Annotated in this window: 14 protein-coding genes and 1 pseudogene; 10 read left to right on the top strand and 5 right to left on the bottom strand. The window is 34.2% G+C overall.

Annotated features, from left to right (window positions below; all coding sequences use genetic code 11):
• Positions 1 to 28 precede the first annotated feature (28 nt).
• Entirely contained in the window at positions 29 to 355 is a 327-nt protein-coding gene (locus BP92_RS0104205; RefSeq protein ID WP_026724899.1) for a hypothetical protein, read from the top strand.
• Here the strand turns inward: BP92_RS0104205 and BP92_RS0104200 are convergent, their stop codons facing one another.
• A complete protein-coding gene (locus BP92_RS0104200) occupies positions 356 to 6859 on the bottom strand; it encodes a GEVED domain-containing protein (protein ID WP_026724898.1) in 6504 nt (2167 codons plus the stop codon).
• An 828-nt stretch (positions 6860 to 7687) separates the two neighbouring features.
• On the opposite strand from BP92_RS0104200, the gene BP92_RS0104190 reads away from it, so the two are divergent.
• From BP92_RS0104190 to hemL, 4 genes are read left to right on the top strand one after another with little or no spacing between them, the layout of a single operon-like run.
• On the top strand, positions 7688 to 9532 hold the full coding sequence (locus BP92_RS0104190) for a T9SS type A sorting domain-containing protein (protein ID WP_035692833.1): 1845 nt from the start codon (positions 7688 to 7690) through the stop codon (positions 9530 to 9532).
• Between the two features lie 51 nt (positions 9533 to 9583).
• Positions 9584 to 10495: a 1-aminocyclopropane-1-carboxylate deaminase/D-cysteine desulfhydrase gene (locus BP92_RS0104185; protein WP_026724895.1), complete on the top strand. Its 912-nt coding sequence runs from the start codon at positions 9584 to 9586 to the stop codon at positions 10493 to 10495.
• On the top strand, positions 10482 to 11369 hold the full coding sequence (locus BP92_RS0104180; RefSeq protein WP_026724894.1) for a glucosaminidase domain-containing protein: 888 nt from the start codon (positions 10482 to 10484) through the stop codon (positions 11367 to 11369). The genes BP92_RS0104185 and BP92_RS0104180 overlap by 14 nt, the downstream gene beginning before the upstream one ends.
• Complete coding sequence (hemL, locus tag BP92_RS0104175) at positions 11369 to 12655, top strand: glutamate-1-semialdehyde 2,1-aminomutase (protein WP_026724893.1); 1287 nt, start codon at positions 11369 to 11371, stop codon at positions 12653 to 12655. Before BP92_RS0104180 ends, hemL begins: the two co-directional genes overlap by 1 nt.
• Before the next feature lie 31 nt (positions 12656 to 12686).
• On the opposite strand, the gene BP92_RS0104170 is transcribed toward hemL, so the two are convergent.
• The 3 genes and pseudogenes from BP92_RS0104170 to lysS all read right to left on the bottom strand — a co-directional run bounded on the left by BP92_RS0104170 (position 12687) and on the right by lysS (position 15345).
• Entirely contained in the window at positions 12687 to 13013 is a 327-nt protein-coding gene (locus BP92_RS0104170; RefSeq protein ID WP_026724892.1) for a hypothetical protein, read from the bottom strand.
• A gap of 82 nt (positions 13014 to 13095) precedes the next feature.
• A complete protein-coding gene (locus tag BP92_RS0104165) occupies positions 13096 to 13527 on the bottom strand; it encodes a hypothetical protein (RefSeq protein ID WP_026724891.1) in 432 nt (143 codons plus the stop codon).
• 120 nt (positions 13528 to 13647) lie between these two features.
• Positions 13648 to 15345, bottom strand: a pseudogene (lysS, locus tag BP92_RS15760) (lysine--tRNA ligase).
• A 275-nt stretch (positions 15346 to 15620) separates the two neighbouring features.
• On the opposite strand from lysS, the gene lipB reads away from it, so the two are divergent.
• A complete protein-coding gene (gene lipB / locus BP92_RS0104150) occupies positions 15621 to 16316 on the top strand; it encodes a lipoyl(octanoyl) transferase LipB (RefSeq protein WP_026724890.1) in 696 nt (231 codons plus the stop codon).
• Positions 16317 to 16455: 139 nt separating this feature from the next.
• On the opposite strand, the gene BP92_RS0104145 is transcribed toward lipB, so the two are convergent.
• Positions 16456 to 17115: a ribonuclease HII gene (locus BP92_RS0104145; protein ID WP_026724889.1), complete on the bottom strand. Its 660-nt coding sequence runs from the start codon at positions 17113 to 17115 to the stop codon at positions 16456 to 16458.
• Positions 17116 to 17313: 198 nt separating this feature from the next.
• On the opposite strand from BP92_RS0104145, the gene BP92_RS0104140 reads away from it, so the two are divergent.
• The 4 genes from BP92_RS0104140 to BP92_RS0104125 all read left to right on the top strand — a co-directional run bounded on the left by BP92_RS0104140 (position 17314) and on the right by BP92_RS0104125 (position 25581).
• A complete protein-coding gene (locus BP92_RS0104140; protein ID WP_051604382.1) occupies positions 17314 to 20508 on the top strand; it encodes a SusC/RagA family TonB-linked outer membrane protein in 3195 nt (1064 codons plus the stop codon).
• A 12-nt stretch (positions 20509 to 20520) separates the two neighbouring features.
• Positions 20521 to 22146, top strand: a complete 1626-nt coding sequence (locus BP92_RS0104135) for a SusD/RagB family nutrient-binding outer membrane lipoprotein (RefSeq protein WP_035692829.1) — start codon at positions 20521 to 20523, stop codon at positions 22144 to 22146.
• Positions 22147 to 22236: 90 nt separating this feature from the next.
• Positions 22237 to 24132 carry a putative porin gene (locus tag BP92_RS0104130; RefSeq protein ID WP_026724886.1) on the top strand — a complete coding sequence of 632 codons (1896 nt, stop codon included), beginning with the start codon at positions 22237 to 22239 and terminating at the stop codon, positions 24130 to 24132.
• Between the two features lie 87 nt (positions 24133 to 24219).
• The gene (locus tag BP92_RS0104125) at positions 24220 to 25581 is read left to right on the top strand and encodes a pyridoxal-phosphate dependent enzyme (RefSeq protein ID WP_026724885.1); all 1362 of its coding nucleotides are present in this window, start codon (positions 24220 to 24222) and stop codon (positions 25579 to 25581) included.
• The last annotated feature ends 24 nt before the right edge of the window (positions 25582 to 25605 follow it).

The following is a 25605-nucleotide window of genomic DNA, read 5'->3' as shown; positions in this document are numbered from 1 at the left end:
ATGGGCAAATTTACCAATTTTGTATAATATGATTGTACTAGTTTTTAAATATTTAATTCCGAAAGGATTTAGAGGTTTTACCTTTTTTCCGTTTGTGTTTTTATCGGATAAAAAAGATAAAGCACATACGGTCTTATTAAACCATGAAAGAATTCATATTCGACAACAATTAGAGCTTTTGATTGTCTTATTTTTTATTTGGTATGGAATTGAATTTTTAGTTCGATTGGTAAGATATAAAAATAGGAGAGTGGCTTATTATAATATTTCATTTGAACGAGAAGCTTATGCAAATGAAAAAGACCTCGACTATTTAAAGAGGAGGTCTTTTTGGAATTTTTTAAAATATTTATAATTAGTAAATCGCTTTTTTACTAACAACAGTTCCGTTTGATAATGTCACTTCTACTAATAAAGGACTTTGTGTTTTAGCAATGTTTTTAGATGAGAATGTATTGCTATTCACATTGTTAAACGTTCCTAAAACGCGGCCAAGTAAATCATGTACGCGTACCGATTTAATAACTTGGTTTGAAGCACTAATATTAATACTTTCGTTAGTGTATACTGTTACATTATTTGCAATAAAGTCTTCGTTACCCAAAGTTTCATTATTAAATTTCAATACAAAACGATTTTCAAATCTACCAGTAGTAGCAGTAAAGCTATACGGAGCTACTCTTAAATCGTGAGTAATGCCTAAATTTCTATCTTCAAGATATATTCCTTGTGAAGCAGATTCAAATAATCCATCAACTGTTGAAATTCCTAAAGTATGTGTTCCATTTTGAGCAATTGAGATACCTAATGGAATTTGATCTGTATCGTTAAATGGTAATGACTTTCCTTGAATGTTTAATTTATCTGTATTAGAGAACGAATATAATTCAAAGTTTGTTTTAACATCTAAAGCAGGCGCATCATACATTCTGTCTAGTTCATTAGTTGCTCCAGAAATATAACCAACTAAGGTTGTAGTTGAAGTTGAAGCTGGACTAATTAAATTTAACCAAATTCTATGTTTTTCTTCATTTTCAGAATTAGTTGTATTTGAATTTCTAAAGAAATTATCATTTCTATAGTCATTTCTTCTCATGCTGTTATTGAAAACTACATTTTCTGTCGTAGCAGCTGAAGTATGATTCATTAATACAAAGAAACCTTGTCCTGCTGCAATATTACCATTTCCTATAGGAGGATTTGCTCCTGTTGCATTATATGTAACATAATCTGCAACCGTATAATTTTGAACATAGTTGTTATAGAATGGGTCAGAAATTGCTGCTGATGGAAGTGTTCCGTGAGTCCAGAATTTTATAAACCCAGCCAAATTTGTATTGGTTGCTAAGAAAGTATTTGCACTAATTGCAGACGGATAAGGATTTCCTAACAAATTCCAGTTGTCATCGTCTGCTGTTCCTAAAGTTGTAGATACTAATGTATTATAAGTTCCTCCATTATAGGTTCCCCTACTTACAGGTATTGTAATGTTTCCATTGTTTGGTACTCCAACAAAATTAGCAGTAAAGTTTTGTAAGGTTGATGTGTAAGTACTTGGTCCTCTAACGATATAACCTCTACCGTTAACCATAGCTTCATTGCCACCAACCCAATTACCGTGATTATTCACAGTTCCTCCAAGTGTTGGAGCCCATTTGTAAATGAATCCTGTTGGTGTTAATGGTGAAACGGCACTAGAAGCAAAATTAGCAACAGGTGATGACCAGTAAACATAATCTAATTGTCTTATGTTTACATTACGTTTCATAGAAATGGTACCACTATTAGCCACATTGTTCACTTGGATTAAACTTCCTGTGTTTTCAATGTTGAAAATACTCGTTGCACCTCTAACTTCAACAAAATCTGTAATGGTTAGAGTGTTAGAAGGATGAATCGTTAAATTACCACCGTTTACAACTTGTAATGTTTTTCCAAATCCATTATAATTGGTTCCTAATACATTAGAAGTATTGGCAGCAGGAGGGATAATAACACAAGTAGTGGCATCAGGAACTCCTACTGGAGACCAGTTGTTTGGATTATTCCAATCCCCATTTGTTCCACCTTTCCAAACTTTTGATTTGTTATTGATGCTAACCAAACTACTTGCAGAACAACCATTGTTTAATACTGCAGTCGCAGTAAACGAATAGGTAGTTTGTTCTAACTGCGCCATTGTTGGTTTTATATAAACAGTTACTGCTGGTGTTCCTGCTACATAATTTGTTGTACAAGCAGCATCTAAATAAGCATCAACAGGTAATACACTTGTCCAGTTGAAAGAAGTGTTTAATGGTCTTTTTCCAAATAATTGAATATCATCAACTGCCGCACCATCATACCAATCTTGAGCATAATAACGAATACGCACTCTAATGTTTGGACGGTTGATGTAAGCACTCATATCATAGCTGAATTCTTTGAAATCAGTTCCGTAACCTTGATCAGTTACTATATCACCACTTCCAGTGATACTTGTCCAAGCGCCACCATTATCAGATACCTCAACTTGCATGTATTCTAACGTTGGGTTATTACTGTCTGGATAGTATCTTGAATAATACATTCTAAAAGTTAATGTTAAATCTAAGAATGTACTAGTGTTCACAGAAGGAGAAACCAAAGCATTATGAATGGTTATTCCATTGGTTCCAATATCTGAAGTTACAATTGCAAAATGATTGGCTCCAAAATTTGAGGAAATTGCTGGATACCATGATGATCCATTAGGGATGTAGGTACTGGTTTTCTTTTGCCAAGCAGTTTGTGTATTGTAGGCAGTGCTAGTGATGTGATCATTAGAAAAAACACCTAATCCACTTCCTTCAAAATTTTCATCTATTAAATAAATCAACTCGGTATCTCCACCAGCGGTAATAGATACAATATTGTTTTCACCACATACTTCTGGTACAGATGGTGTAAATGTGATAGTTGGTAGTGGACTAATTTTAGCAATTACTTCTGTTCTTACTAATGATTCACAACTTCCGTTAAATGCAGTTACCCAGTAAGAAGTAGTAGCTCCTATAGCAGGTGTAGTCCAACTGCCAGTTGCTGTTGTAGCAAGTAAAGCTCCTCCAGTTTTTGCACTATACCATCTGTATTCTGTAGTTCCTGGTGTTCCAGTTACGGATACATTTACTGCTCCTGGACCACAAATTTCACCATCAGTTACAGTAACAATGTTAGCTAAACACATTTCAACTACTGTAAACAAATAGTCTTCTGTTTCTCCGTATTCTGTGAAAGTAACATTATCTCCCCCGCATCCCGCATTTATGAATTGACTGTAAGAGGTAAATTGGGTACAACTATCAAAGTGGTTTGCGCCATCGCCATAGTATTCATAAGCAGAATCGTCACAAGCATTTCCAAATGGATTGTAATTTCCAAAAGCATTGTAAGTTCTAATTCTTACTCTATAATCACCTGGAGTTGCTCCTGATGGAATGATAAATCCAAAAGTATTAGTAATCATGGCTACACCGGCAGAGGTGTAAACTAATTCACCTGCATCGGTAAAGTCTCCATCTTTATTCCAATCTACCCAAGCTTTCCAAGTTCCGCGAGAATTACTTTCAAATGAAATGTTAACTCCGCCACCTTGTGCTTGTCTCGGTCTAGTAGCTAAACCAGTCCAGTCTTGATAACCTCCAGGAGCTGGTGTAGTTGTAGAACCTGTGTTTAAATTGTAAATATTACCATTCAACATACCTAAGAAGCTAATATCATCAATATAGCGAGTAGCTTGTCCTGTTAGCGTGGTAGCGTTACAATAGGTAGGTGCTGTTGCGCCTGTAGTTAAGTTTCCTGTTAAAGGAGTTGTATTGTATAAAGGACCTCCACTACAAACATTATTCATTGAATAAACATAGAAATAATAAGTAGTCGATGGATTTAAACCTCCGGCTGTAAAAGTAGTATTGGTATCTGTATCAACTACAGTATATCCTACTCCTGCATTACCTCCTATTGTGTAAGTAGTACCATTTGAAATAGATGGTGCAATATTTGAAGTGCTTACTACAACTAAGTAAGAATTAGGAGCGGGTACTGCAGCTGTAAAACTTCCGTTAATAGCAGTTCCTGAAGGAGTTCCTGCACTTAAAGCTAAAGCAGTAGGTGCAGCTGTAGGTGTTGTACAAGCAGGTGCTGCTGTAACTACAATAGTGTAATCTTCAGCTTCGCTGTAGTCTTGATTACCACAAGGGGTTGGAGCGGTATTATAGCTTGCTCTTACTCTCATTTTAAAACTACCTACGATATTAGGAATACTAATGTTTAATGGACTCAAACTACTTAAAATTGGATTTCCATTAGTTGCACTTCCTAAATTGTATTCTTCACCAGGATCTGTGAAAAAACCATTGTTGTCCCAGTCAATCCATGCTTTTACATTTACGGTATAGTTTCCTTCAGTGTTTACCGAAACGCTTAATGGATAAATGTTTGTTCCAGTAACAGTTGTTGATATACCAGTATTAGTATAAGCAGCTGCACCTGTTGTAGTGTTGTTTATTGTATTGAAAGTTACATTAGTTATACCAGTATTGTCGTCTGATGTTGCTGTTGGTATACAAACACATGGTGCGTTTGATGTCGTAAATGTCCAAGTTGCTGGAGTTCCGCTAGTAGCGCCACAAGCATTTCTTGGTACAACTTGCCAGTAATAAGTAGTATTGGCGTTTAAAGTTCCTAAAGTGTAAGAGTTGGTAGCAACGTTAGCAATTGCTGCTCCTGGTAAACTTCCAGCGCCAAAATATACGTCATAAGAAGTGGCTCCCGCTACAGCATTCCAAGTTAGGTCTGTTAAAGTAGAACCACCAGCATAACAAATTCCAGTTGCAGCATTAGTTGGAGCAGGTGTTCCAGCAACAGCACTTAAAGAAGGTGTTATGGTAATAGCAACACTACCCGAACCAGCACTCCAACATCCTGTTGTGTTGTTTTGAGCTCTTAAGTGATAAGTTCCACTTGTAGTAGCAACAAATGTAGCCCCGCTGTTAGTGGTATTGGTGCCTCCAGCAACCGTTTGCCAGTACCATGTTTCTCCCGCAGGTGGTGTTCCTGTTCTTGTAAGGGTAACGCCAGGAGGGTTACATTGTGGAGAATTACTGGTAGGATTTCCTGGGTTAGCAGGCAACGCATTTACAACAAGTGTTCCATTGATAGTTGCGTTAGAACAAGGGGCTCCTCCAGAAGTAGTTAAGGTATAGTTAAAAGTACCATTAGCAGTTGGTGTACCACTAATAGTATAAGTATTTCCTACTAAATTTGCAGTTAATCCAGTTGGTAAACCTGATGGATTAACGCCTGTTGCACCACCACCTATAGTATAAACAATATTAGTTATTGCGCTACCTCTACAGATCGTTTGATTAGCCGTAGCAGCAGCAGAAGTTAATGCTATGGTTGGTAAGGCACGTACCGTAATAGATCCGTTAGCGGTAGTAGAACAAGTCCCTCCTGTTGTGGTGATGGTATAATTAAAAGTACCAGAAGCACTTGGAGTTCCGCTAATGGTTACGGTGCCAGCCGAATAATTTCCGGTAACACCAGCTGGTAAGCCGGTAACAGTTGCTCCTGTAGCGCCACCACCAGCTACTGTATAGGTAATATTGGTAATTGCGGTATTAATACAAAGCGTTTGAGCATTCGTTCCTACAGCCGAAGTTAGAGAAATAGTTGGTAAAGGATTTACCGTAAAAGTAGCTGCCGATGTTGCAGTTCCTGCTGGTGTAGTAACCTGTACAGTTCCTGTTGTTCCTGTTCCTACTGTTACGGTTACAGATGTTGCTGTTGTTCCTGTTATGGTGGCTGCTGTTCCTCCAATAGTTACTGCAGTTGCAGTTAATAAATTAGTTCCATTAATAGTTAACGACGAACCAACGCAACCACTTGCTGCTCCTAAACTTGTGATTGTTGGAGGAGAAGTGTGAGTTACGCAAACGGTAAATCCGTTAGCCATTAAGTCCCCTTGAAAATCATGTATTTGAATCTTATAAAAGTTTCCTACAGTTAAACCTGTTAGCGTTAACGTTTCTATACCACCATTAAAAGTTGCATCAACACATCCTCCACCAGTTGGGTTTCCTGCTACTCCACAAGTATTTAGAGCCTGAATCACAGGATCAAAACCTACTGCTCCATCAACGGTAACAACATGTGTTGTAGCAACTGCTTGAAATTGATACCAAACCGCATTTTCTGTTCCAATTGTACAATCTCCTGTTTCATTATTGTCAGTAGCTCCTACTGTAGATCCATTTATAGTTGTGCATGAAGTGTTAGAAGTTAACATAAAAGCGTTTGCACATCTATCATTCGTTAAAATATGAAATGATGATAGTGGCATATCATTATTTGTTGAATTACCAACTCTGACATAATATGTTACACCATCAGTTAACCCGGTTAAATTTAAAACTTCAGTGTGTCCTCCTGTTCCTGTATTTGCATTTACAGAACCAATTAAAGTCAAACCACCACAAGCCCCTGAGTATGCAAATATCATTGGATTTCTATTTCCTGTTACAACACGAATACTTGCTTCAGTGCCGTTGGAAACGAATGAAAACCATCCATCTCTTTGCATAGTTTGTCCATTAACTGGCGCCTGTGTAGGGTCATTAACTGTGTTGTCAGTTACAGAAAAAGCAGTGTACTCTGTGTTTACATTAACAGAAACTGCTAAAGCACAAGTATTACCCTGTCCCAACGCATCAGTAAATCCAAATACGGTAAATAACAATAACAACCAAGTGGTTGCTGTATGTTGCCAAGATTTTTTTGCAACGATCAAGGCTAAGGGGTTAGCCGACATTGCGGTTTTTGAGAGGTAATTTTTTTTCATAAAATAAAAAATTTTAGTTAAAACAATGGCTCGGGGAAGCTTGTGTTTTGTAAGTATGTCTGTAAAATCATTTTACCTATTTTACGTGCTTTTTTCTTTAATTAAGAAATTAGATTATGTAAACTTAATTAAAAATATGTTAAAAAAAAGAATAACTGTATCTTTTTTTGGAATAACTGTTTCTATTGGGCAAATGTACGTTTTATTTTCAAACAACAAAATTTTTATCGACAAATTGTGGGTTTATTTCGTTGAATTTTAGCTATTTAGTGGTTTATTAGGACTGGTTTTTTGTACGAAATAAAAAAAAATATTTTTCGCATTGTTTTGCTCTTCTTTGCAGGATAAACGGGAATTTTTTGAACATTATTTTGCGGAATTACGCCTTCAATTCTTTTTGTTTACTTGTAATTTGTAATTCTTTAAATGTTTTAAAATGTGAGTGTTAGCTAGTACTAACGTATCTAAAGATTGTTTTTATAATTATTTTAAAAATGTTTGCTATTAAAAAAAACCGACTTCAAAATTTTTACGTAAGTGATTGAGAGTGTTTAAAATAAAAATCGATTAAGTGTTTAAAAAAATCGTTGAATTGCATTTTTGAGTTGATTTGAAGTGTGGGTTTTTTTCATGATTTCCTTTTATTAAATTTTTATGAATTTATGTGGATATTTCAAAAAAAAATAGAATTAATGAATTGAATTCGGGTTAAAATTATAAAAAACAAGATGAAATGCGCTTTTCTATCGTTGTATTGCTAATCAAAATAATAATAAATCAATAATAATTGCATATATTTGCAGATGTAATATTCTAAACTCCAGTATTATGAAGAAAATTATACTTTCCACCTTAGGTTTATTAGGTTCGTTTACAGCATTTTCACAAATGTATGTGAGTCCAAATAGCTATGTATTCGTAAATAATCAGTTTGTTTACGTAAAACAAGACGTTAATTTACAAAATAACGGTAATTTCTTTCTGAGAAATAATTCGCAGTTGTTGCAAGGAACTACAGGTGCGGGTGCTAATACTGGTGCAGGTAAACTTTCTGTTTTTCAGGAAGGTACCGTAAATAATTTTCAATACAATTATTGGTGTTCTCCAGTAGGGAATGCATCAGCGGTTGTTGGAAATGAACCTTTCGGAATTACGATGTTACATCAACCTAATTCTGTAATGGGCAGTACTCCGGCAACTATTTTACCAACGAATAACTATAATGGTACAGCAAGTCCATTAGCTATTGCACCTTATTGGATTTGGCGTTTCGTTACGTCAAATGCTTATGCGCAATGGGCATATGTGGGAAGTGCTACTGGAATTAACGCTGGTGAAGGATTTACTATGAAAGGAACTTCGGGTACGGATGCTACGATTGCTCATGCTGTTGAAAACGTTCAAAATAATACGGGAAGCAAACAGCGTTATGATTTTAGAGGAAAACCTAATGATGGTAATATGGCAGTTGCTGTTTCGGCAGGTAATTTTACTTTAGTGGGTAATCCTTATCCAAGTGCTATAGATTTAAATGCTTATTTATTAGATCCTGCTAACGCCGCTTTAATTAACGGTCAAGCTTATTATTGGGAACAAGTAACGGTTAATACACATACGTTAAATCAATATCAAGGAGGTTATGGAATTTATAATCCGGTTACCGGAATTTACACTCCTGCTGCTTTTTGGACGTATGATGGTTCAGGTAATCAAACAGGAGGAATTCCTTTTGGTTCTGGAACCATTTTTCAAAGAAGATTTACGCCGGTTGGACAAGGTTTTATGGTTCTAGGAACTGCTGCGGGTAATGTTACTATGCAAAATGCATTTCGAGTTTTCGTAAAAGAAGGAGCGGGTAATCAATCGCAATTTGCAAGAACTGCTGAAGTTGCTTCAACTGATGTTTATGATCCAAACTCTGAATTTTTTCCAGAAATTCCTAACGTAGCAGGAACAGATTATACTCAAATTAGAAAAGGTACAGCTCCTTATATTAGAATCCATGCTATGTACAATAATGGTGGTGTTCGCCCAACAACTATAGCGTTTTTAGATACTGCTACAGATGGTTTTGATTATGGAGCAGATGGACGCTCACCATCTGGTGAGGCTGCAGAGTTTTATTATATTTTGCCAGATATGCCTCATGAATATGTGGCAACTGCGGTAAAATTTGATATAGATAAAAGAATTCCAGTAGGATTTAGATGTACGGCTCAAACTAATTTTAAATTACAAGTAAAAGATATTGTTAATTTTGATGCTAATCAAAATGTATATTTACATGATAAAGTAACAGGTGTTTATTACGATATTAAAAATAATATTTTTGATATGACATTGCCTGCAGGAAATAATACAACACGTTTTGAAGTTACGTTTAAAAATACAGATGTGGTGTTAAATAATCCAAATGAGACTATCGAATCTTTCACAGTGTATCAAAACAATCAAAATGCAATGTTAACAGTTTACAATACATTAAATAAAGATATTACTTCATTAATGATGTATGATGTAACAGGTAAAGTTGTAATTGAAAAGAATAACCTTGGTACTGGAGATTCGTATGAATTTTCAACAGCAGGTTTAAGTGATGGTGTTTATGTTGTTAAAGCTAAAACGAAAGACAATTTAGATATGAGTAAAAAAGTTATTGTTTCAAGAAGATAGTACTTACGATTATAGTATATTTGAAAGCAGCTTTAATAGGCTGCTTTTTTTATGGAATCAAATAATAAAAAAATCCAAATTGCATTACCAAATGGCATTGAACTCTTCATTAAAAGAGAAGATTTGTTGCATCCTATAATCTCAGGAAATAAATTCAGAAAACTTAAGTATAATATTCAAGAAGCAAAAAGATTAGGTCATGCTACATTGTTAACATTTGGTGGCGCTTTTTCAAATCATATTTTGGCTGTTGCAGGTGCTGGAGCCGAATTTGGTTTTAAAACGATTGGTGTAATTCGTGGAGAAGAATTGGAATGCAAAATCAATGAAAATCCCACTCTGGCACAAGCACAAGAATTAGGTATGCAGTTTTACTTTGTAAGTAGAGCCGCTTATCGCGATAAGGAGCAACCATCTTTTGTTTCGCATTTGCATGAAAAATATGGAAACTTCTATTTAGTTCCCGAAGGCGGAACGAATGATTTTGCTATAAAAGGTTGTGAAGAAATTCTAACAGATACAGATAAAGAATATTTTACACATATTATTTGTGCTGTTGGAACAGGAGGGACGATTTCAGGTTTGATTAATTCTTCGAGCGAAAAACAGCAGATAATTGGATTTTCTTCATTAAAAGGTGCTTTTTTGTCTGAGGTAATTCGTAATTTTGTATCGAAAACCAATTGGAGTATAAACGATAATTATCATTTTGGAGGTTATGGAAAAGTAACAGACGAATTGATTCAGTTTTTAAATTCGTTTTACAGTCAAACTGCTATTCCATTAGATCCTGTATATACGGGTAAGATGGTTTTTGGAATTTTAGATTGGATTGAGAAAGGATATTTTCCGCCTAATGCTAAAATTCTAATGATTCACACCGGTGGTTTGCAAGGAATTAAAGGCATGAATTTTGCTCTAAAAAATAAGAATAAAGAAATATTGCAATATGATAAAGACTAAATTAGCTCTTTTTTTACTAGCGCTTTTAGTAGTAAGTTGTACCAGTTCGCGCCCTGTGGTTAGAACAACATCAAAGCCTAAAGTTACCACTAAAAAACAGCCAGTATCTCAAACAAAAACAACTACAGCTAAAAAACCAGTTGTAACGATTTCATCAACTAAGTCGGAATCAACAGAATCAAAACAAAAAACTGACTCAGAAGTTACTTTGGTGGCAACTTCTAATATAAAAACCTACGCTGAAGAGATTCAAATTTATGTTGATAATTTCAAGGAAATTGCTCAAAATAACATGCGAGCTCACGGAATTCCTGCGAGTATTACATTGGCACAAGGTATTCTAGAATCAGGTGCTGGAAAAGGAAAATTAGCTTTAAGCGCCAATAATCACTTCGGAATAAAATGCCATAAAGAGTGGACAGGGGAAAGTGTAAAACACGATGACGATTCCGAACAAGAGTGTTTTAGAAAATACGAACATCCATCAGAATCGTATCGCGATCATTCGTTGTTTTTAACTTCACGACCAAGATATTCTAGTTTATTCAAATTAGATAAAGGCGATTATGAATCTTGGGCAAAAGGATTAAAAGCGGCAGGTTATGCAACCGACATAAAATACCCAGAGAAATTAATTGGCTTAATAGAGCGTTTTGAATTGTACAAATACGATAGCGAAGTCTTGAGTCGCGATTTCAAACCAGTTAAAAAAGAAGTTATTGTAGCGCAAGGTGGCGATTATTATACCATTCAACAAGGCGATACATTATATTCGCTGTCAAAAAGATTCAATCTTACGGTGGATGACTTAAAGAAATTAAACAATATGTCTGACAATGCCATTTCTATTGGGCAACAAATCAAAATAAAATAATGTTATATAAAAGAAGTAGCGAACTATTTGTTGAAGCTAACAAAGTAATTCCCGGAGGTGTAAATTCACCTGTGCGAGCATTTAAAGGAGTAGGAGGAACGCCTATTTTTGCAAAAGAAGCAAAAGGAGCCTATTTATATGATGAAGACGGTAATCGTTTAATCGATTACATCAACTCATGGGGTCCAATGATTTTGGGTCATGCCTACGAACCTGTAGTAAACGCGGTTATTGAAAAAGCTAAAAAAGGAACTTCCTTTGGAATGCCAACAGAATTAGAAACTCAGATTGCACAATTGGCAGTTTCTATGGTGCCAAATATTGATAAAATTCGTTTTGTAAATTCAGGTACAGAAGCTTGTATGAGTGCTATTCGTTTAGCACGTGGTTATACAAAAAGAGATAAAATCATCAAATTTTCGGGATGCTATCACGGACATTCCGATTCGTTTTTAATAGCAGCAGGAAGTGGTTTGAGTACCTTTGGAGTGCCAAATTCGCCTGGAGTAACACAAGGTACTGCAAAAGATACTTTATTAGCATCTTATAACGATATTGAAAATGTAAAAGCCTTGTTTGAAGCGAATAAAAATGAAATTGCAGCCATTATAATCGAACCTGTAGCAGGAAATATGGGATGTATTCCCCCAGTAAAGGGGTTTTTAGAAGCGCTAAGAGCTGTTTGTACAGAAAATGGAGCCTTGCTTATTTTTGATGAAGTAATGACCGGATTTCGCTTAGCAAAAGGTGGTGCTCAAGAATTATTCGGAATTCAAGCGGATATAGTTTGCTTCGGTAAAGTAATTGGTGGTGGCTTGCCTGTTGGAGCCTTTGCAGCTAGAGAAGAAATCATGAACTATTTAGCACCACTTGGTCCAGTATATCAAGCAGGAACTTTATCAGGAAATCCATTAGCCATGGCCGCCGGATTAGAAATGTTGAAAGCATTAAATGCTGATGCAAATGTTTTTAAACGTTTAGAAGAAAAAACAGCATATTTAGAAAAAGGAATTCGTCAAGTACTAACAGAAGAAAACGTAATTTTTACCATCAATAGAGTAGGTTCAATGATTTCAGTTCATTTTGATGCTAATCCTGTTTATGATTTTGCAACCGCTAAAAATGGTGATAACGATACATTTAAAAAGTTCTTCCACGGATTATTAAAACGCGGAGTTTATATTGCACCATCGGCTTATGAAACTTGGTTCATAACAGATGCATTGACTTATGAAGATTTAGATTTTACAATTAATGCAATTGCAGAAACAACAAAAGAGTTATAAACAAAATGTCCCGATAAAATCGGGACATTTTTTATTTAATTAAATTATCATAAAGAGCTTTATTGCTTTTAAGTTTTCTTAATTGCTCAGGAGAAAGAGATCCGTCAATTTTACTTTTCATAATGGAATAAACTTCATTTCTTTCCTTATCAGAAGTAGCTTTGGCTAAATTTACGTGTTTGTAAACTAATAAATCATATAAGCCATTTTCTAAATTGCTCTCCAAAGGAATCACTTTTACCAATTCATTTAATTCTAACTTTGCGGCCATTTTAGGATCATTTGATTTTTGATCTTGAGCAAAAGAAAAAGCGCTAAACGCAAAGAATAATACTAGAGAAAAGACTATTTTTTTCATAATTTAAATACAGTTGATTTTTTTTGGTTTGTCAAATCTAAATTAAATTTGAGATTAAAACAAAACATTTTGTCAAAAATAATTAATTACCTCTGCGCTCTTTTACTCTTTTTTGCATTTTTTCTTTTGCTTGTGCTGCTTTTTCATCGTGGTTTTCTTCCCATTTTTTATATTGCTCTGGCTTTAAGATTTTTTTCATTTTGGATTTCATTTCAATTTGATTGTCTAACATCTCATTTTTCATTTCAAATCTTTCGTCAGCAGATGGTTTTTCACCTTTTTCTCTTTTAGCTTTCATTTCGGCTATTTTGGCTTCTCTTTTTTTCGCTTGCTCTAAAAAAATGGTTTTTACTTCTTTTTGTTGTTGTGCATCCAAATCTAAATCGAGAGTCATCTTCTTAACATGAAGTTCGCTTTGCTGTTCTGGTGTTAACTTCTCTCTTCCTTGTTTTCTGTCTTGTGCAAAGGTTAATGTTGTCATCACTAAAGCAATTGCTAAAATTAATTTTTTCATCTTTTCGTTTTTTTAATTGTTTTGATGATAAGACATTCAGGAAATAAAAAGGTTTAATTAGAGAATAAAAAAAAGCGAAACTCTATAAAAAGTTTCGCTTTGAAATTTAGTTGTTTGATCTTATTTTCCTAAGTATTCAGCAATTTTATTTTCGCCATCTACAACAACACGCATCAAGCCGTGTTTGCTTAATCCTTTACTAGCAGCATCCCATTTTTTTCCGCTTAATTCTGATTAAGTTTTTAAATCACCAATCGAAATTCCTTCGTTTGCTTTTAAAATTTCGATAATGTGTTTTTCATCTTCTGTTAATTCTGGACCTTTTTTCTCTGGTCGCATTTGTGGGAAGAACAACACTTCTTGAATCGATTGGTTATTCGTTAAGAACATAATCAAACGATCCATTCCAATTCCTAGTCCAGAAGTTGGTGGCATTCCGTATTCTAAAGCTCTTAAGAAATCTTCGTCAATAATTCCGTTCGCTTCGTCATCACCTTTTGCGGCTAAAGCCATTTGGTTTTCAAAACGCTCTCTTTGGTCAATTGGGTCGTTTAATTCCGAATACGCATTGGCAATTTCTTTTCCACAAACCATCAACTCAAAACGCTCTGTTAAGTCTGGGTTATCGCGGTGCGATTTACACAATGGCGACATTTCTTTTGGATAATCAGTAATGAACGTTGGCTGAATAAAGTTGCCTTCACATTTCTCACCAAAAATTTCATCAATTAATTTTCCTTTACCCATGGTGTCGTTCACTTCGATTCCCATAGATTTTGCAGCTTCGCGCAATTCATCTTCCGATTTTCCAGTAATGTCAAATCCAGTGAATTGTTTGATAGCATCGGTCATCGTTACTCTAGCATAAGGAGCTTTGAAGTTTACTTTGTGTTCTCCAAAAGTAGCTTCTGTAGTTCCATTTACTTGTAAAGCGCAATATTCTAATAAATTTTCAGTCATCTCCATCATCCAGTTGTAGTCTTTATAGGCTACATAAATTTCCATTGCAGTAAATTCTGGATTGTGGGTTCTGTCCATTCCTTCGTTACGGAAGTTTTTCGAAAATTCGTAAACACCATCAAATCCACCAACGATCAATCTTTTCAAATATAATTCGTTAGCAATTCGCATGTATAATGGAATGTCTAAACTGTTATGATGTGTAATAAACGGACGTGCTGCCGCTCCACCAGGAATCGATTGTAAAACCGGAGTTTCCACTTCCATATAACCTGCTTCATTGAAAAACGTTCTCATGGCAGTGAACAATTTTGTTCTTTTCATGAAAACTTCTTTCACTTGCGGATTTACTACTAAATCTACGTAACGCATACGGTAACGCAATTCTGGGTCAGTAAATGCGTCAAACACATGACCTTCTTCGTCAGTTTTTGGTAACGGAAGCGGTTTTAAAGTTTTGCTCAACATTTTAAAATCATCCACACGAACGCACATAGCGCCCACTTTCGTCATGAATAATTCTCCTTCAATTCCAACAAAGTCACCTAAATCGGTTAATTTTTTGAAAACCTGATTGTAAAGCGTTTTGTCTTCGCCTTCACAAAGCACATCGCGATTAAAATACAACTGAATTCTTCCTTCGCTGTCTTGTAATTCAGCAAACGAAGCTTTTCCTTGATCGCGAACACTCATCAAACGACCTGCCAAAATAACCTTCTTACCTTCTTCAAAATTTTCCTTCACTTGCTTTGAAGTGTGATTCACCGGAAATAAATCCGCTGGATAAGGGTTAATTCCAAGTTCGCGTAAAGCGTTTAGTTTGTCTCTTCTAATGATTTCTTGTTCCGAAAGTTGCATAGTATTGTATTTAAGCCTGCAAATGTAACTATAAATTAAAAAACTGCCAACTTTCAACTGAACACTGAATACTTTTTTTATGAGCGAGTGGTTCGGGCTTTTTTGGTTTCCAGTCATCCTGAGCTTGTCGAAGGGCTGCCATCCGTTATATCTTTTTATTTGTTGCCTGAGGTTCTCGAAGGCAACAAATAAAAAAGGATGTCACTCCTGTCAGGGCTAATTAGCAAACTATTCGTATCTTTGCTTCACTTTTCAAAAACACAATTTCGTTTACCATGAACAAAAAAGTCCAACTTCAAGATTTAGGAAATAAAGATTATAAAGACACTTGGGATTATCAAGAAGAATTATTCAAAGAAATTGTCGACATCAAAGTTCAAAATAGGAGAGAGGAAACTGCAATTGCTACACCAAACTATTTTTTATATGTAGAACATCCTCACGTTTACACCTTAGGAAAAAGTGGTGACATCTCAAATTTATTACTTTCCGAAAAACAATTAGAAGCAAAAGGAGCTACTTTTTACAAAATTAATAGAGGAGGCGATATCACCTACCACGGACCAGGACAAATCGTAGGCTATCCCATCTTAGATTTAGAAAACTTTTTCACCGACATTCATAAATACTTGCGATTCTTAGAGGAGGCCATTATTCTAACACTAGCAGAATACGGTTTGCACGGAACTCGTAGCGAAGGAGAAACCGGTGTTTGGTTTGATGTAGGAACACCATTCGCAAGAAAAATTTGCGCTATGGGAGTGCGAGCATCACGTTGGGTAACCATGCACGGCTTCGCTCTAAACGTAAATGCCGATTTAGGCTACTTCGATAACATCATCCCATGCGGAATCAAAGGAAAGGCCGTTACCTCCATGCACGTAGAATTGCGAAGAGAGGTAGATGAACAAGAAGTAAAAGAAAAAATCTTAAAACATTTTCAAAATCTATTCGAAGCGGAAATAATTTAAATGAATCTATTCGTCTTAATTATAACTAATCAATAACTAGTCAAGCTTCTATATCTTAGTACAGATACTCCATAGATAAAGTATGGATAAAGTATAGATAGTGTATGAAACTAGTATAGAAAACTGTATGTAAATTAAGTTATAATTCAAGGGTTAATTGCTCAGGCAATAATCTAAAACTGATTCGGTGGTACTTACAAGGGCCATATTTTTTAATGGCTTCTCTATGGTCTTTCGTTGGATAACCTTTGTTTTTTTTCCAATTATACATCGGAAACTCTTCGTGAATTTTATCCATGTATTCATCACGGTACGTTTTGGCTAAAACAGAAGCGGCTGCTATACTCAAATATTTACTATCACCTTTAATGATGCTAGTTGTAGGAATTGATTTTAAAAGTTCAATTTCTTCTGTATTAAAAATCTTTCCTGTTTTTTGTTTCATGCCTAATTTTCCATTCAAAGGACGATTTCCATCTACAATTATATGTTCTGGTGTTTGATTTAATTTTAAAACACTTTCCTGCATAGCTTTCATTGAAGCGTTTAATATGTTTATTTCATCTATTTCATTTGGAAAAATATGAGTAACGGCAAAGGAAGTTGCTTTCTCTTCAATTATAGGCTTTAGCTTTTCTCTAATTTTTTCAGAAAGTTGTTTAGAGTCGTTAAGGAGATTAAGTTCAAAGTTGTTAGGGAGTAAAATGGCAGCTGCTGTTACGGGTCCGGCTAAACAACCTCTTCCTGCTTCATCTGTTCCGCATTCTAATATTAAATTACTGTAACTTTTGCTTAACATTCTTTTTTTTGACAAAAATATAATTTTATGCGCAACCTTTTTGCGATATTTTCATCTTTAGTATGAGATTCTTCCGTAAAATGTTTTTTTAAAACTAAAACTTTAACATAAATAAATTAGTAATATTCCGAAGTATTATTTGTTTATTTAAGAAATAATTAAGAAGTTTGCGGAATAACTAACTCAAATAAATTTAATATGAGATCGAAGTTTAAATGGATTTTTACGCTTTTAGTAGCGTTTACGATGCAGTTTTCGTTCGCGCAAGACAAAACTGTTACAGGTGTAGTTTCAGATGAACTAGGACCTATTGTTGGTGCTAATGTGCTTGTTCAAGGAACAACTCGTGGTACTACAACTGATTTTGATGGTAAATATACTATCAAAGCAAAACAAGGAGAGGTGTTAGTAATTTCTTACACTGGTAAAAAAACCATGACAGTGGCAATTGGAGCAGCAAGTTCTTACGATGTGTCTTTAAAAGATGACGTTGTTGAGGGTAAAGTTGTGGAGATTGTTGGTGCTATGGGTATCAAGAGAACAAAAGATCAAGTTGTCTCTGCTCAAAAACAAATTGGTGCTGCTGAGTTAACTCAAGCATCTAACCCAAATGCGGTTCAATCTTTAACAGGTAAAGTTTCGGGACTACAAATTAGTACAGTTAGTAATGGTGTAACACCAACAACAAGAATTGTATTAAGAGGTAACCGTTCTGTTTCTGGTGATAACCAGGCTTTAGTTGTTATTGATAATGCAATTTCAAGTGCTACTGTATTAGGTCAATTGCCTCCAGATGTTATTGAGAGCGTGAACGTTATTAAAGGAGCTCAAGGGGCTGCTTTGTATGGTTCTCAAGGGGTTAACGGGGTAATTATTGTTACAACTAAAAGAGGTTCAAAAGAAGAGAAATTTACTTTTGGTGTGACTTCTTCAATTGATTTCGAAAGTGTAAACTTTGTACCAGAAAGACAAACTCAATATGGTCAAGGTTGGGCTACAGATCTTGGTTTTGATGATGGTTCTGGTCTTATCGCTACTTTCGTTCCTTGGGAAAATGGTTCATGGGGTCCTGCTTTTAATGATCCAAACATGCCAGCTATCGTTCCTGTTGGATTACCACAAGCTGATGGTAACTTCTTGTTCACAGAATGGAAACCTATTAAAGATAACATTAAGCAATTTTTCCAAACAGGAACAATTATGCAAAATGGTTTCAACTTTAGTGTAGGTGGTGAAGATTCTTACGCTTTCTTATCTGCAAACAGACAAAATACTGATTTTGTTGTTGATGGAGATATGTTGGTTAGAAACTCATTCTTATTTAGAGCTGGTAAAAAAGTTGGTAAATTTAAAATTGACGGTAACGTAAATTATATCACTCAAAGAGCTTCTCAAACAGATTCAAACTTGTTTGATGATTTGATTCAAACACCTTCTAACGTTCCAGTTAGTAGATTTAAAAATTCAGGTAATGAAGGTCACTGGACTGCTTACGCTCAAAACCCTTATTGGATTACTAAAGCTAAAAGAAATGATAGTCGTTCTGATTTCATGAATGGTATTGCTGCATTAAACTATGAGTTTAACAAAAACTTCAATGTTAGTTATACAGCAAATATTCAAATGAGAAATACTGAAGGTCAATCTCATGAGGATGCTTTTACTAATATATATGAAGAATTTAGTATTGCTCCTTATACTTATTTTGGAAGTGACATTGAAACAATTGAAGCTTTAGCTGGTGCAAGTGCAGCAACTCCATCTTCTTACTTTGCTAGTCAATCTACATCAAGAAATTTCTATGGAGATTTATTATTTAACTTCAATTATGACTTAACTAAAGATTTAAACTTGAAATTCAATATTGGTAATAACATCCAAGATAGAATGTCAAGAACTACATCTCAAGGTGGTAATAATTTAGATATTCCTGGATTCTACCATATTTCTAACGTGTTAAATCCTGCAAATCCTTCAACTTTAGATAACAGATATATTCGTTCTAGAATTGTTGCAGGTTTTGCAAATTTTGATTTTGACTATAAAGGATATTTATTCTTGAATGTTACAGGAAGAGCAGAACAGTATTCTACTGTTAACGATCCATATTTTTATCCTTCTGTAGGGATTTCTTTTATTCCAACAAAAGCATTTGATATTAAAGGGAAAGTGTTAAATTATATGAAGTTAAACGCTTCTTACACGTCTGTAGGTAATGCTTCAGCTGTTGCTGCTTACGCTACTGATGTAATTGGTGTTACTCCTTCTGGTTTCCCTTACGGAAATTTATCATCTTATGTTTATAATTCTGCTCCTACTGCTCCTGGTATTAAGCCTGAGTTCGTTAATACGTTAGAGGTTGGTGCTCAATTTGGTTTCTTTAATGATAGAGTTACTTTAGAAGCTTCTGTTTACAAAGCAGATACTAAAGATTTGATTTCGAATGCTACAGCTTCATCGGCTTCAGGAAATGCTACTTTAAGAGATAATATTGGTGATTTAGAAAACAAAGGTTTTGAAATTGATTTAGGTTTAATTCCTGTTAAAACTCAAAACTTCAAATGGACAGTTAACTCTAACTTCGCAGCTTACAAAACTAAAATTACTGCTTTAAGAGGTGGTGCTACAAGTATCAACTTATTAAGTGGTGCTTCTGTAGGTATTTTTGCTGAAGTAGGTGAAGAGTTCCCATTAATTAAAGGTACTAAATTTGTTAGAGATGATTTTGGTAACATCATCGTTAATGCAAATGGTACTCCTCAAAGAACTTCAACTTTTGAAAAACTTGGAAAAGGTGTGCCAGATTATATCGTAGGTTTAACTAACTCTTTTGAATTTAAAGGTTTCAAATTAACTGCAGTTGCTGATTACCGTAATGGTGCTTCAACTTATTCAGAAGCAAGAAACTTATTATTATTCACAGGAGGTGCAATGGATACTGCTGGATTTGATAGAGCTAATGGTTATGTAGTTCCTAATTCTGTAGTCTTTGACCCAGTAACTAGTACTTATGTACCAAATACTACTCCTGCATTTACTCCTGATACAGCTGGTGTTACAAATTATTTTACTACAAATTATAGAACTGTAGGTGAATCAAGTGTTATTGATGCTGCTGCTTTAAAAATTAGAGAATTATCGTTAAGTTATTCTTTACCTAAAAAATTAATTGAAAATACTGGTTTAACTTCTATGCGTTTTGGTATCAATGCAAGAAATCCATTTGTTTTCTTAGCTGATGGAAGCTTGTTAAAAGCTAAAAATGGTGTAGAAAACCGTGGTTATGTAGATCCAGAAGCTTCTATTTCAGGTGGTAACGCTCAAGGTTATTCTAATATTGGTCAGTATCCAACAACTAGAACCTTTGGTGCTAGTCTTAATTTAACATTTTAAAAAATAATGTTTATGAAAAGAATAAAATTTTTAGTGCCTTTATTGGCCGTAATGATGTTTTCTTGTGATGATTATTTAGACATTAATGAAAGTCCAAATAATCCTCAATTTGAAGATGTAACTCCTAAGTTGTTATTACCTGGAGCTCAGGTATCTGCTGCTAGAGTTCAAATTACTACTGCAAATCAGTTGGGTAATGTTTTTATGAATTCTTGGACTCGTAACGTTCAATCATTTGGTAATGGTTTCGATAGAGAATTACAATTAAACATTGATAATACTTTTTACAGCGGTATATGGGATGGTTACTTCAGAGCATTAAAAAACTTTGATGGTATCATCAAGTATGATAATACATCTGGAAAGTATGATAATTATGTAGCTATTGCAAAAATTTGTAAAGCGCACTATATGCAACAAATCGTTGATTTATATGGTGATTGTCCTTACACTGAAGCTTGGCAAGGTAATGATAACATTACTCCAGCATATGATGATGATTATGCTATTTATCAAGATTTAATTGCTAACTTAGAGCAAGCTAGAGATTTAATTGCTAATGCTAACCCTGATCCAAATATTACTGATGTAGTTGTATCTGATGCTATGCTTTTTGGTGATATGAACAGATGGGTTGAATTCGCTAATACAATCGAATTAAGAATGTTATTAAGAATGTCTAATATGACAGGTGCTCCTGCAACATATAGAGATACTAAATTAGCAGAAATTGCTGCTGGTCCATTCTTATCTGATAACGTAGCTATCAATCCTGGTTACAATGCATCTACTAATGCTTCTGCTAACCCTGCTTATAATACATTTGCTGCTGATGTAGCTGGTATTGCAAGATCTAACAGAACTTTCATCACTATGGCGGGTCATGCTTACAAATCATTACAAAGCTATGCTACTACTAATTACCCTGCTGCAGGTTCGCAAGAAATAGTTGTTGGTTCAGGTGTAAATTATCCAAACGTTACTGACCCTCGTTCAGCTCGTTTATTTACAGCAGCTCCAAGTAATCCTAGAAGAGCAGTTAACCAAGGTAGTTCTTTAGTTGATGTAGGTGCGCCTACAACTACATTCCCTGGTTTACCATGTCGTTTAGGTTTAATTGGTCATTTTAATCCTTATGCTACTGCACCTAACCAAACTCCAGCTGAATATTCTGCTGTTGATAGTTATGTTATGACTTATTCAGAATCTTGTTTCTTACAAGCTGAAGCTGCAGTTCGTTATCCTGCTTTGTTCTCTAACGAACAATTCTGGTTTGACGAAGGTATTTATGAAGATTGTGCTATGAGAGTTGCAGCTGTTGGTTCTTATGTAACAACTATTAATACTAGACCTTGGTTTGGTTTAGCTGCTTCAACTACATTTGATCAAAAAATTCATGCTATCATGTACCAAAAATGGGTTGCTTTATTAGGTATTAATGCTATTCAGTCTTATATTGATTATACTAGAACTGGTTATCCATTAACTCCATTAGCTTCTGTAGCTATTCAATCTCGTAAACCATATAGATTGGTTTACCCAGTTTCTGAATACGTTGCAAACTCTGCTAATGTACCTGCTATGACAGCTAATGATGCATTCGTAGTTAATTCATTGTCTCCATTCTGGTTACAATAATTAGTTAAATTTTATATAAAAGAGGTCGCACTTAGTGCGGCCTTTTTTTATTCCCTAATTTCTCATTACATTTGCTCATATTTTTATGTAATGAAGAATTATCTATCAATTTTCTTATTTTTTGTTTCTTGCTTTATTTTCTCCCAAGTTCAAGATGATACCGATTTATCAAAAGATCTTGTTAAGGGAAAAGACGTTAAGCCTTCTATAAATCTCTATAAAATATATACTTTAGAGAAAGATACTACTTATGCAGATACTTCAATGTCTTTAAAGAATGAGTATAAATACAATTACTTAAGAAAAGATATTTTTGGGTTATTGCCTTTTGCTAATGAAGGGCATACTTATAATACTCTTAATTTTGGTTTAGTGCATAAAAGCATCTCACCATCTTTTGGTTTTACTGCAAAACATTTTAATTTTTTAGAAGCGCGAGATATTAAATATTATTCTGTTCCTACGCCTTTTACAGAACTATACTATAAAACAGTTATGGAACAGGGACAGTCTTTAGATGCTTTTTTGACTCTTAACACTAAGCCTAATCTAAATTTTTCAATTGCTTATAAAGGATTACGCTCTAATGGTAAATACATAAACAATATCTCGAGTACAGGAAATTTTAGGTTTACCACTAGTTATTTTACAAAAGATAAACGTTATTTTTTAAACGCTCATTTTACAGCTCAAGATATTTCGAATCAGGAAAATGGCGGTATTATCAATACTGATTTGTTTGAATCTAGTGAAGATCCTTATAATGAGCGTGATCGTTTAGATGTTTATTTTAAAGATGCAACATCTCTATTAAAAGGTAATCGTATCTTTCTTGACCATTCTTTTAAATTAAACAAGACTAATCCAAATAGTTTGGTTTTTTCTCATCAATTTAGTTCAGAATATAAGTTTTTTGAGTTTGTTCAAAAGACGCCAAGTGAGCGTTATGGAGATTCTTTTTCCACGACAATAAATAATAAAACGCGTTTTAATAAATTATACAATAAAGTTAGTGTCGGTTATAAAACTAAGAGTTTAGGTGATGTTCAATTTTTTATTGATGATACTAATTTTAATTATTATTACAATAGTTTAATTTATGATAATTCTGGAAATATAATTGTACCAAATGCAATTTCAGACAGGATTAATATGATAGGAGGAAATTACACCTATTTTGCTAATAAATTAATTGCCAAATTAGAAATATCGCAAGCAATTACAAATCAATCCATTTCTAATATTGAAGCTACAGCAAAATACACTGTTAACTCCGATTATCAATTCGAATTTCAGTATCAAAAACTGAACAGTTTACCTAATTTGAATTTCACTTTGTATCAAAGTCGTTATGTAGATTACAATTGGGCTAACAATTTTAAAAATGAAAAACTAAATCAGTTTTCTTTTTCTGCTTTGACAAAATGGTTAAATGCATCAGTTCAATACAAAGTGTTGAACGATCATTTATATTTTGATAATACTACAAATGATATAACAAAACTTACTGTTAAACCTGTTCAATACGATAAAACAATTAATTATTTGTCCATAAACGCTAACAAAGAGATTAAGTTTTGGAAGTTTGGTTTAGATGTTACTCTTTTATATCAGAAAGTTGATCAATCTTCAGAAATTGTAAATGTACCTGAATTAACTACAAGAAGTACATTATACTTCTCTGATCATGTTTTCAAAAAGGCGATGCTTTTACAAACTGGAGTTACTTTTCAATATTTTACTGAATATTTTGCAAACGATTATAATCCTTTAATTGGTGAGTTTTACGTTCAAAATGAGAAGAAAATAGGAAACTTTCCAATGTTTGATTTCTTTGTAAATGCAAGAATTAAACAAGCCCGTATTTACTTAAAAGCAGAACATTTTAATTCGGCAATGACAGGATATAATTTCTATTCGGCGCCAAATTATCCTTATCGCGACTTTATGGTTCGATTTGGTTTAGAATGGAATTTCTTTAAATAGAATTTTGTATTCAATTCCTAATTTTTAGTGGGTTTGCTTTTTTTGCAAAATTCACACTATCTTTGCAAAATATTACAAATATCACAAATGAAATACGCAAAAAATATATTAGAAACCATCGGGAATACCCCTTTGGTTAAATTAAACAAGGTTACTGCTGAAGTTGATGCATTAGTATTGGCTAAAGTAGAAACTTTCAATCCTGGAAATTCTGTTAAAGATAGAATGGCAGTAAAAATGATTGAAGATGCAGAAGCAGATGGTCGTTTAAAACCAGGAGGAACAATTATTGAAGGAACTTCTGGAAACACCGGAATGGGTTTAGCCTTGGCAGCTATCGTTAAAGGTTACAAATGTATTTTTGTGATTTCAGACAAACAGTCAAAAGAAAAATCAGATATTTTACGCGCTGTGGGTGCAAAAGTAATCGTTTGTCCAACCGATGTAGAACCAACAGATCCTCGTTCATACTATTCAGTTTCAAAAAAATTAGGGGAAGAAATTCCAAATTCTTGGTACGTAAATCAATACGATAACCCAAGTAACGCTATTGCACATTACGAACAAACGGGTCCAGAAATTTGGGAACAAACCGAAGGTAAAATTACACATTTCGTAGTAGGTGTTGGAACTGGAGGAACGATTTCTGGAGTTGCTAAATATTTAAAAGAAAAAAATCCAAACATCAAAATTTGGGGAATTGATACCTATGGTTCGGTTTTCAAAAAATACCACGAAACAGGAATTTTTGATGAGAACGAAATCTATTCGTATATCACTGAAGGAATTGGAGAAGACATTCTACCAAAAAACGTTGACTTTTCATTAATCGACGGATTTACTAAAGTTACAGATAAAGATGCAGCTGTTTATACAAGAAAAATCGCTTTAGAAGAAGGAATTTTTGTTGGAAACTCAGCTGGAGCTGCTGTAAAGGGTTTATTGCAGTTAAAAGAGCACTTTGGTCCAGAAGATGTAGTTGTGGTCTTATTTCACGATTCTGGAAGCCGATATGTTGGAAAGATGTTTAACGATGATTGGATGCGCGAAAGAGGTTTCTTAGAAGAAGAAATTACAAAAGCAGAAGATTTAATCAAAGAACACATCGACAAACCATTAGTAATTGTTCGTACAGAAGAATTAGTTTCACATGCTATCGAAAGAATGAGAAAATATAAAATCTCACAAATTCCAGTAGTTGATGTAAATGGTTTTGTAGGTTCTGTTGATGAATCGGATTTATTCCAAAGTTTTATAACTGATAAAAACACAGCTGAAAGACCAATTCGAGAAGTAATGGGGAAACCATTTCCAATTGTAAAAATTGGAACGCCAGTTGAAGAAGTTTCTAAATTAATCAATAAAGATAACCAAGCGGTTTTAATTGATTTAGGAAATGGTAAACATCACATTATTACGAAATATGATATTATTGGTTCAATAAAATAATTTTAAAAAGGACGTTCAATTGAA

Source organism: Flavobacterium sasangense DSM 21067, assembly GCF_000686885.1.
Taxonomy (GTDB): Bacteria; Bacteroidota; Bacteroidia; order Flavobacteriales; family Flavobacteriaceae; genus Flavobacterium; species Flavobacterium sasangense.
The sequence above is the reverse complement of the archived record's forward strand: the minus strand, read 5'-3'. Positions and strand labels throughout refer to the sequence as shown.

Bases quoted from the DNA above. Each gene is read 5' to 3' on its own strand.
- BP92_RS0104205 (WP_026724899.1), top strand. From the start codon at position 29: ATGATTGTACTAGTTTTTAAATATTTAATTCCGAAAGGATTTAGAGGT.
- BP92_RS0104185 (WP_026724895.1), top strand. From the start codon at position 9,584: ATGGAATCAAATAATAAAAAAATCCAAATTGCATTACCAAATGGCATT.
- hemL (WP_026724893.1), top strand. From the start codon at position 11,369: ATGTTATATAAAAGAAGTAGCGAACTATTTGTTGAAGCTAACAAAGTA.
- BP92_RS0104190 (WP_035692833.1), top strand. From the start codon at position 7,688: ATGAAGAAAATTATACTTTCCACCTTAGGTTTATTAGGTTCGTTTACA.
- BP92_RS0104145 (WP_026724889.1), bottom strand. From the start codon at position 17,115: ATGTTAAGCAAAAGTTACAGTAATTTAATATTAGAATGCGGAACAGAT.
- BP92_RS0104180 (WP_026724894.1), top strand. From the start codon at position 10,482: ATGATAAAGACTAAATTAGCTCTTTTTTTACTAGCGCTTTTAGTAGTA.
- BP92_RS0104135 (WP_035692829.1), top strand. From the start codon at position 20,521: ATGAAAAGAATAAAATTTTTAGTGCCTTTATTGGCCGTAATGATGTTT.
- lipB (WP_026724890.1), top strand. From the start codon at position 15,621: ATGAACAAAAAAGTCCAACTTCAAGATTTAGGAAATAAAGATTATAAA.
- BP92_RS0104125 (WP_026724885.1), top strand. From the start codon at position 24,220: ATGAAATACGCAAAAAATATATTAGAAACCATCGGGAATACCCCTTTG.
- BP92_RS0104170 (WP_026724892.1), bottom strand. From the start codon at position 13,013: ATGAAAAAAATAGTCTTTTCTCTAGTATTATTCTTTGCGTTTAGCGCT.
- BP92_RS0104140 (WP_051604382.1), top strand. From the start codon at position 17,314: ATGAGATCGAAGTTTAAATGGATTTTTACGCTTTTAGTAGCGTTTACG.
- BP92_RS0104130 (WP_026724886.1), top strand. From the start codon at position 22,237: ATGAAGAATTATCTATCAATTTTCTTATTTTTTGTTTCTTGCTTTATT.
- BP92_RS0104200 (WP_026724898.1), bottom strand. From the start codon at position 6,859: ATGAAAAAAAATTACCTCTCAAAAACCGCAATGTCGGCTAACCCCTTA.
- BP92_RS0104165 (WP_026724891.1), bottom strand. From the start codon at position 13,527: ATGAAAAAATTAATTTTAGCAATTGCTTTAGTGATGACAACATTAACC.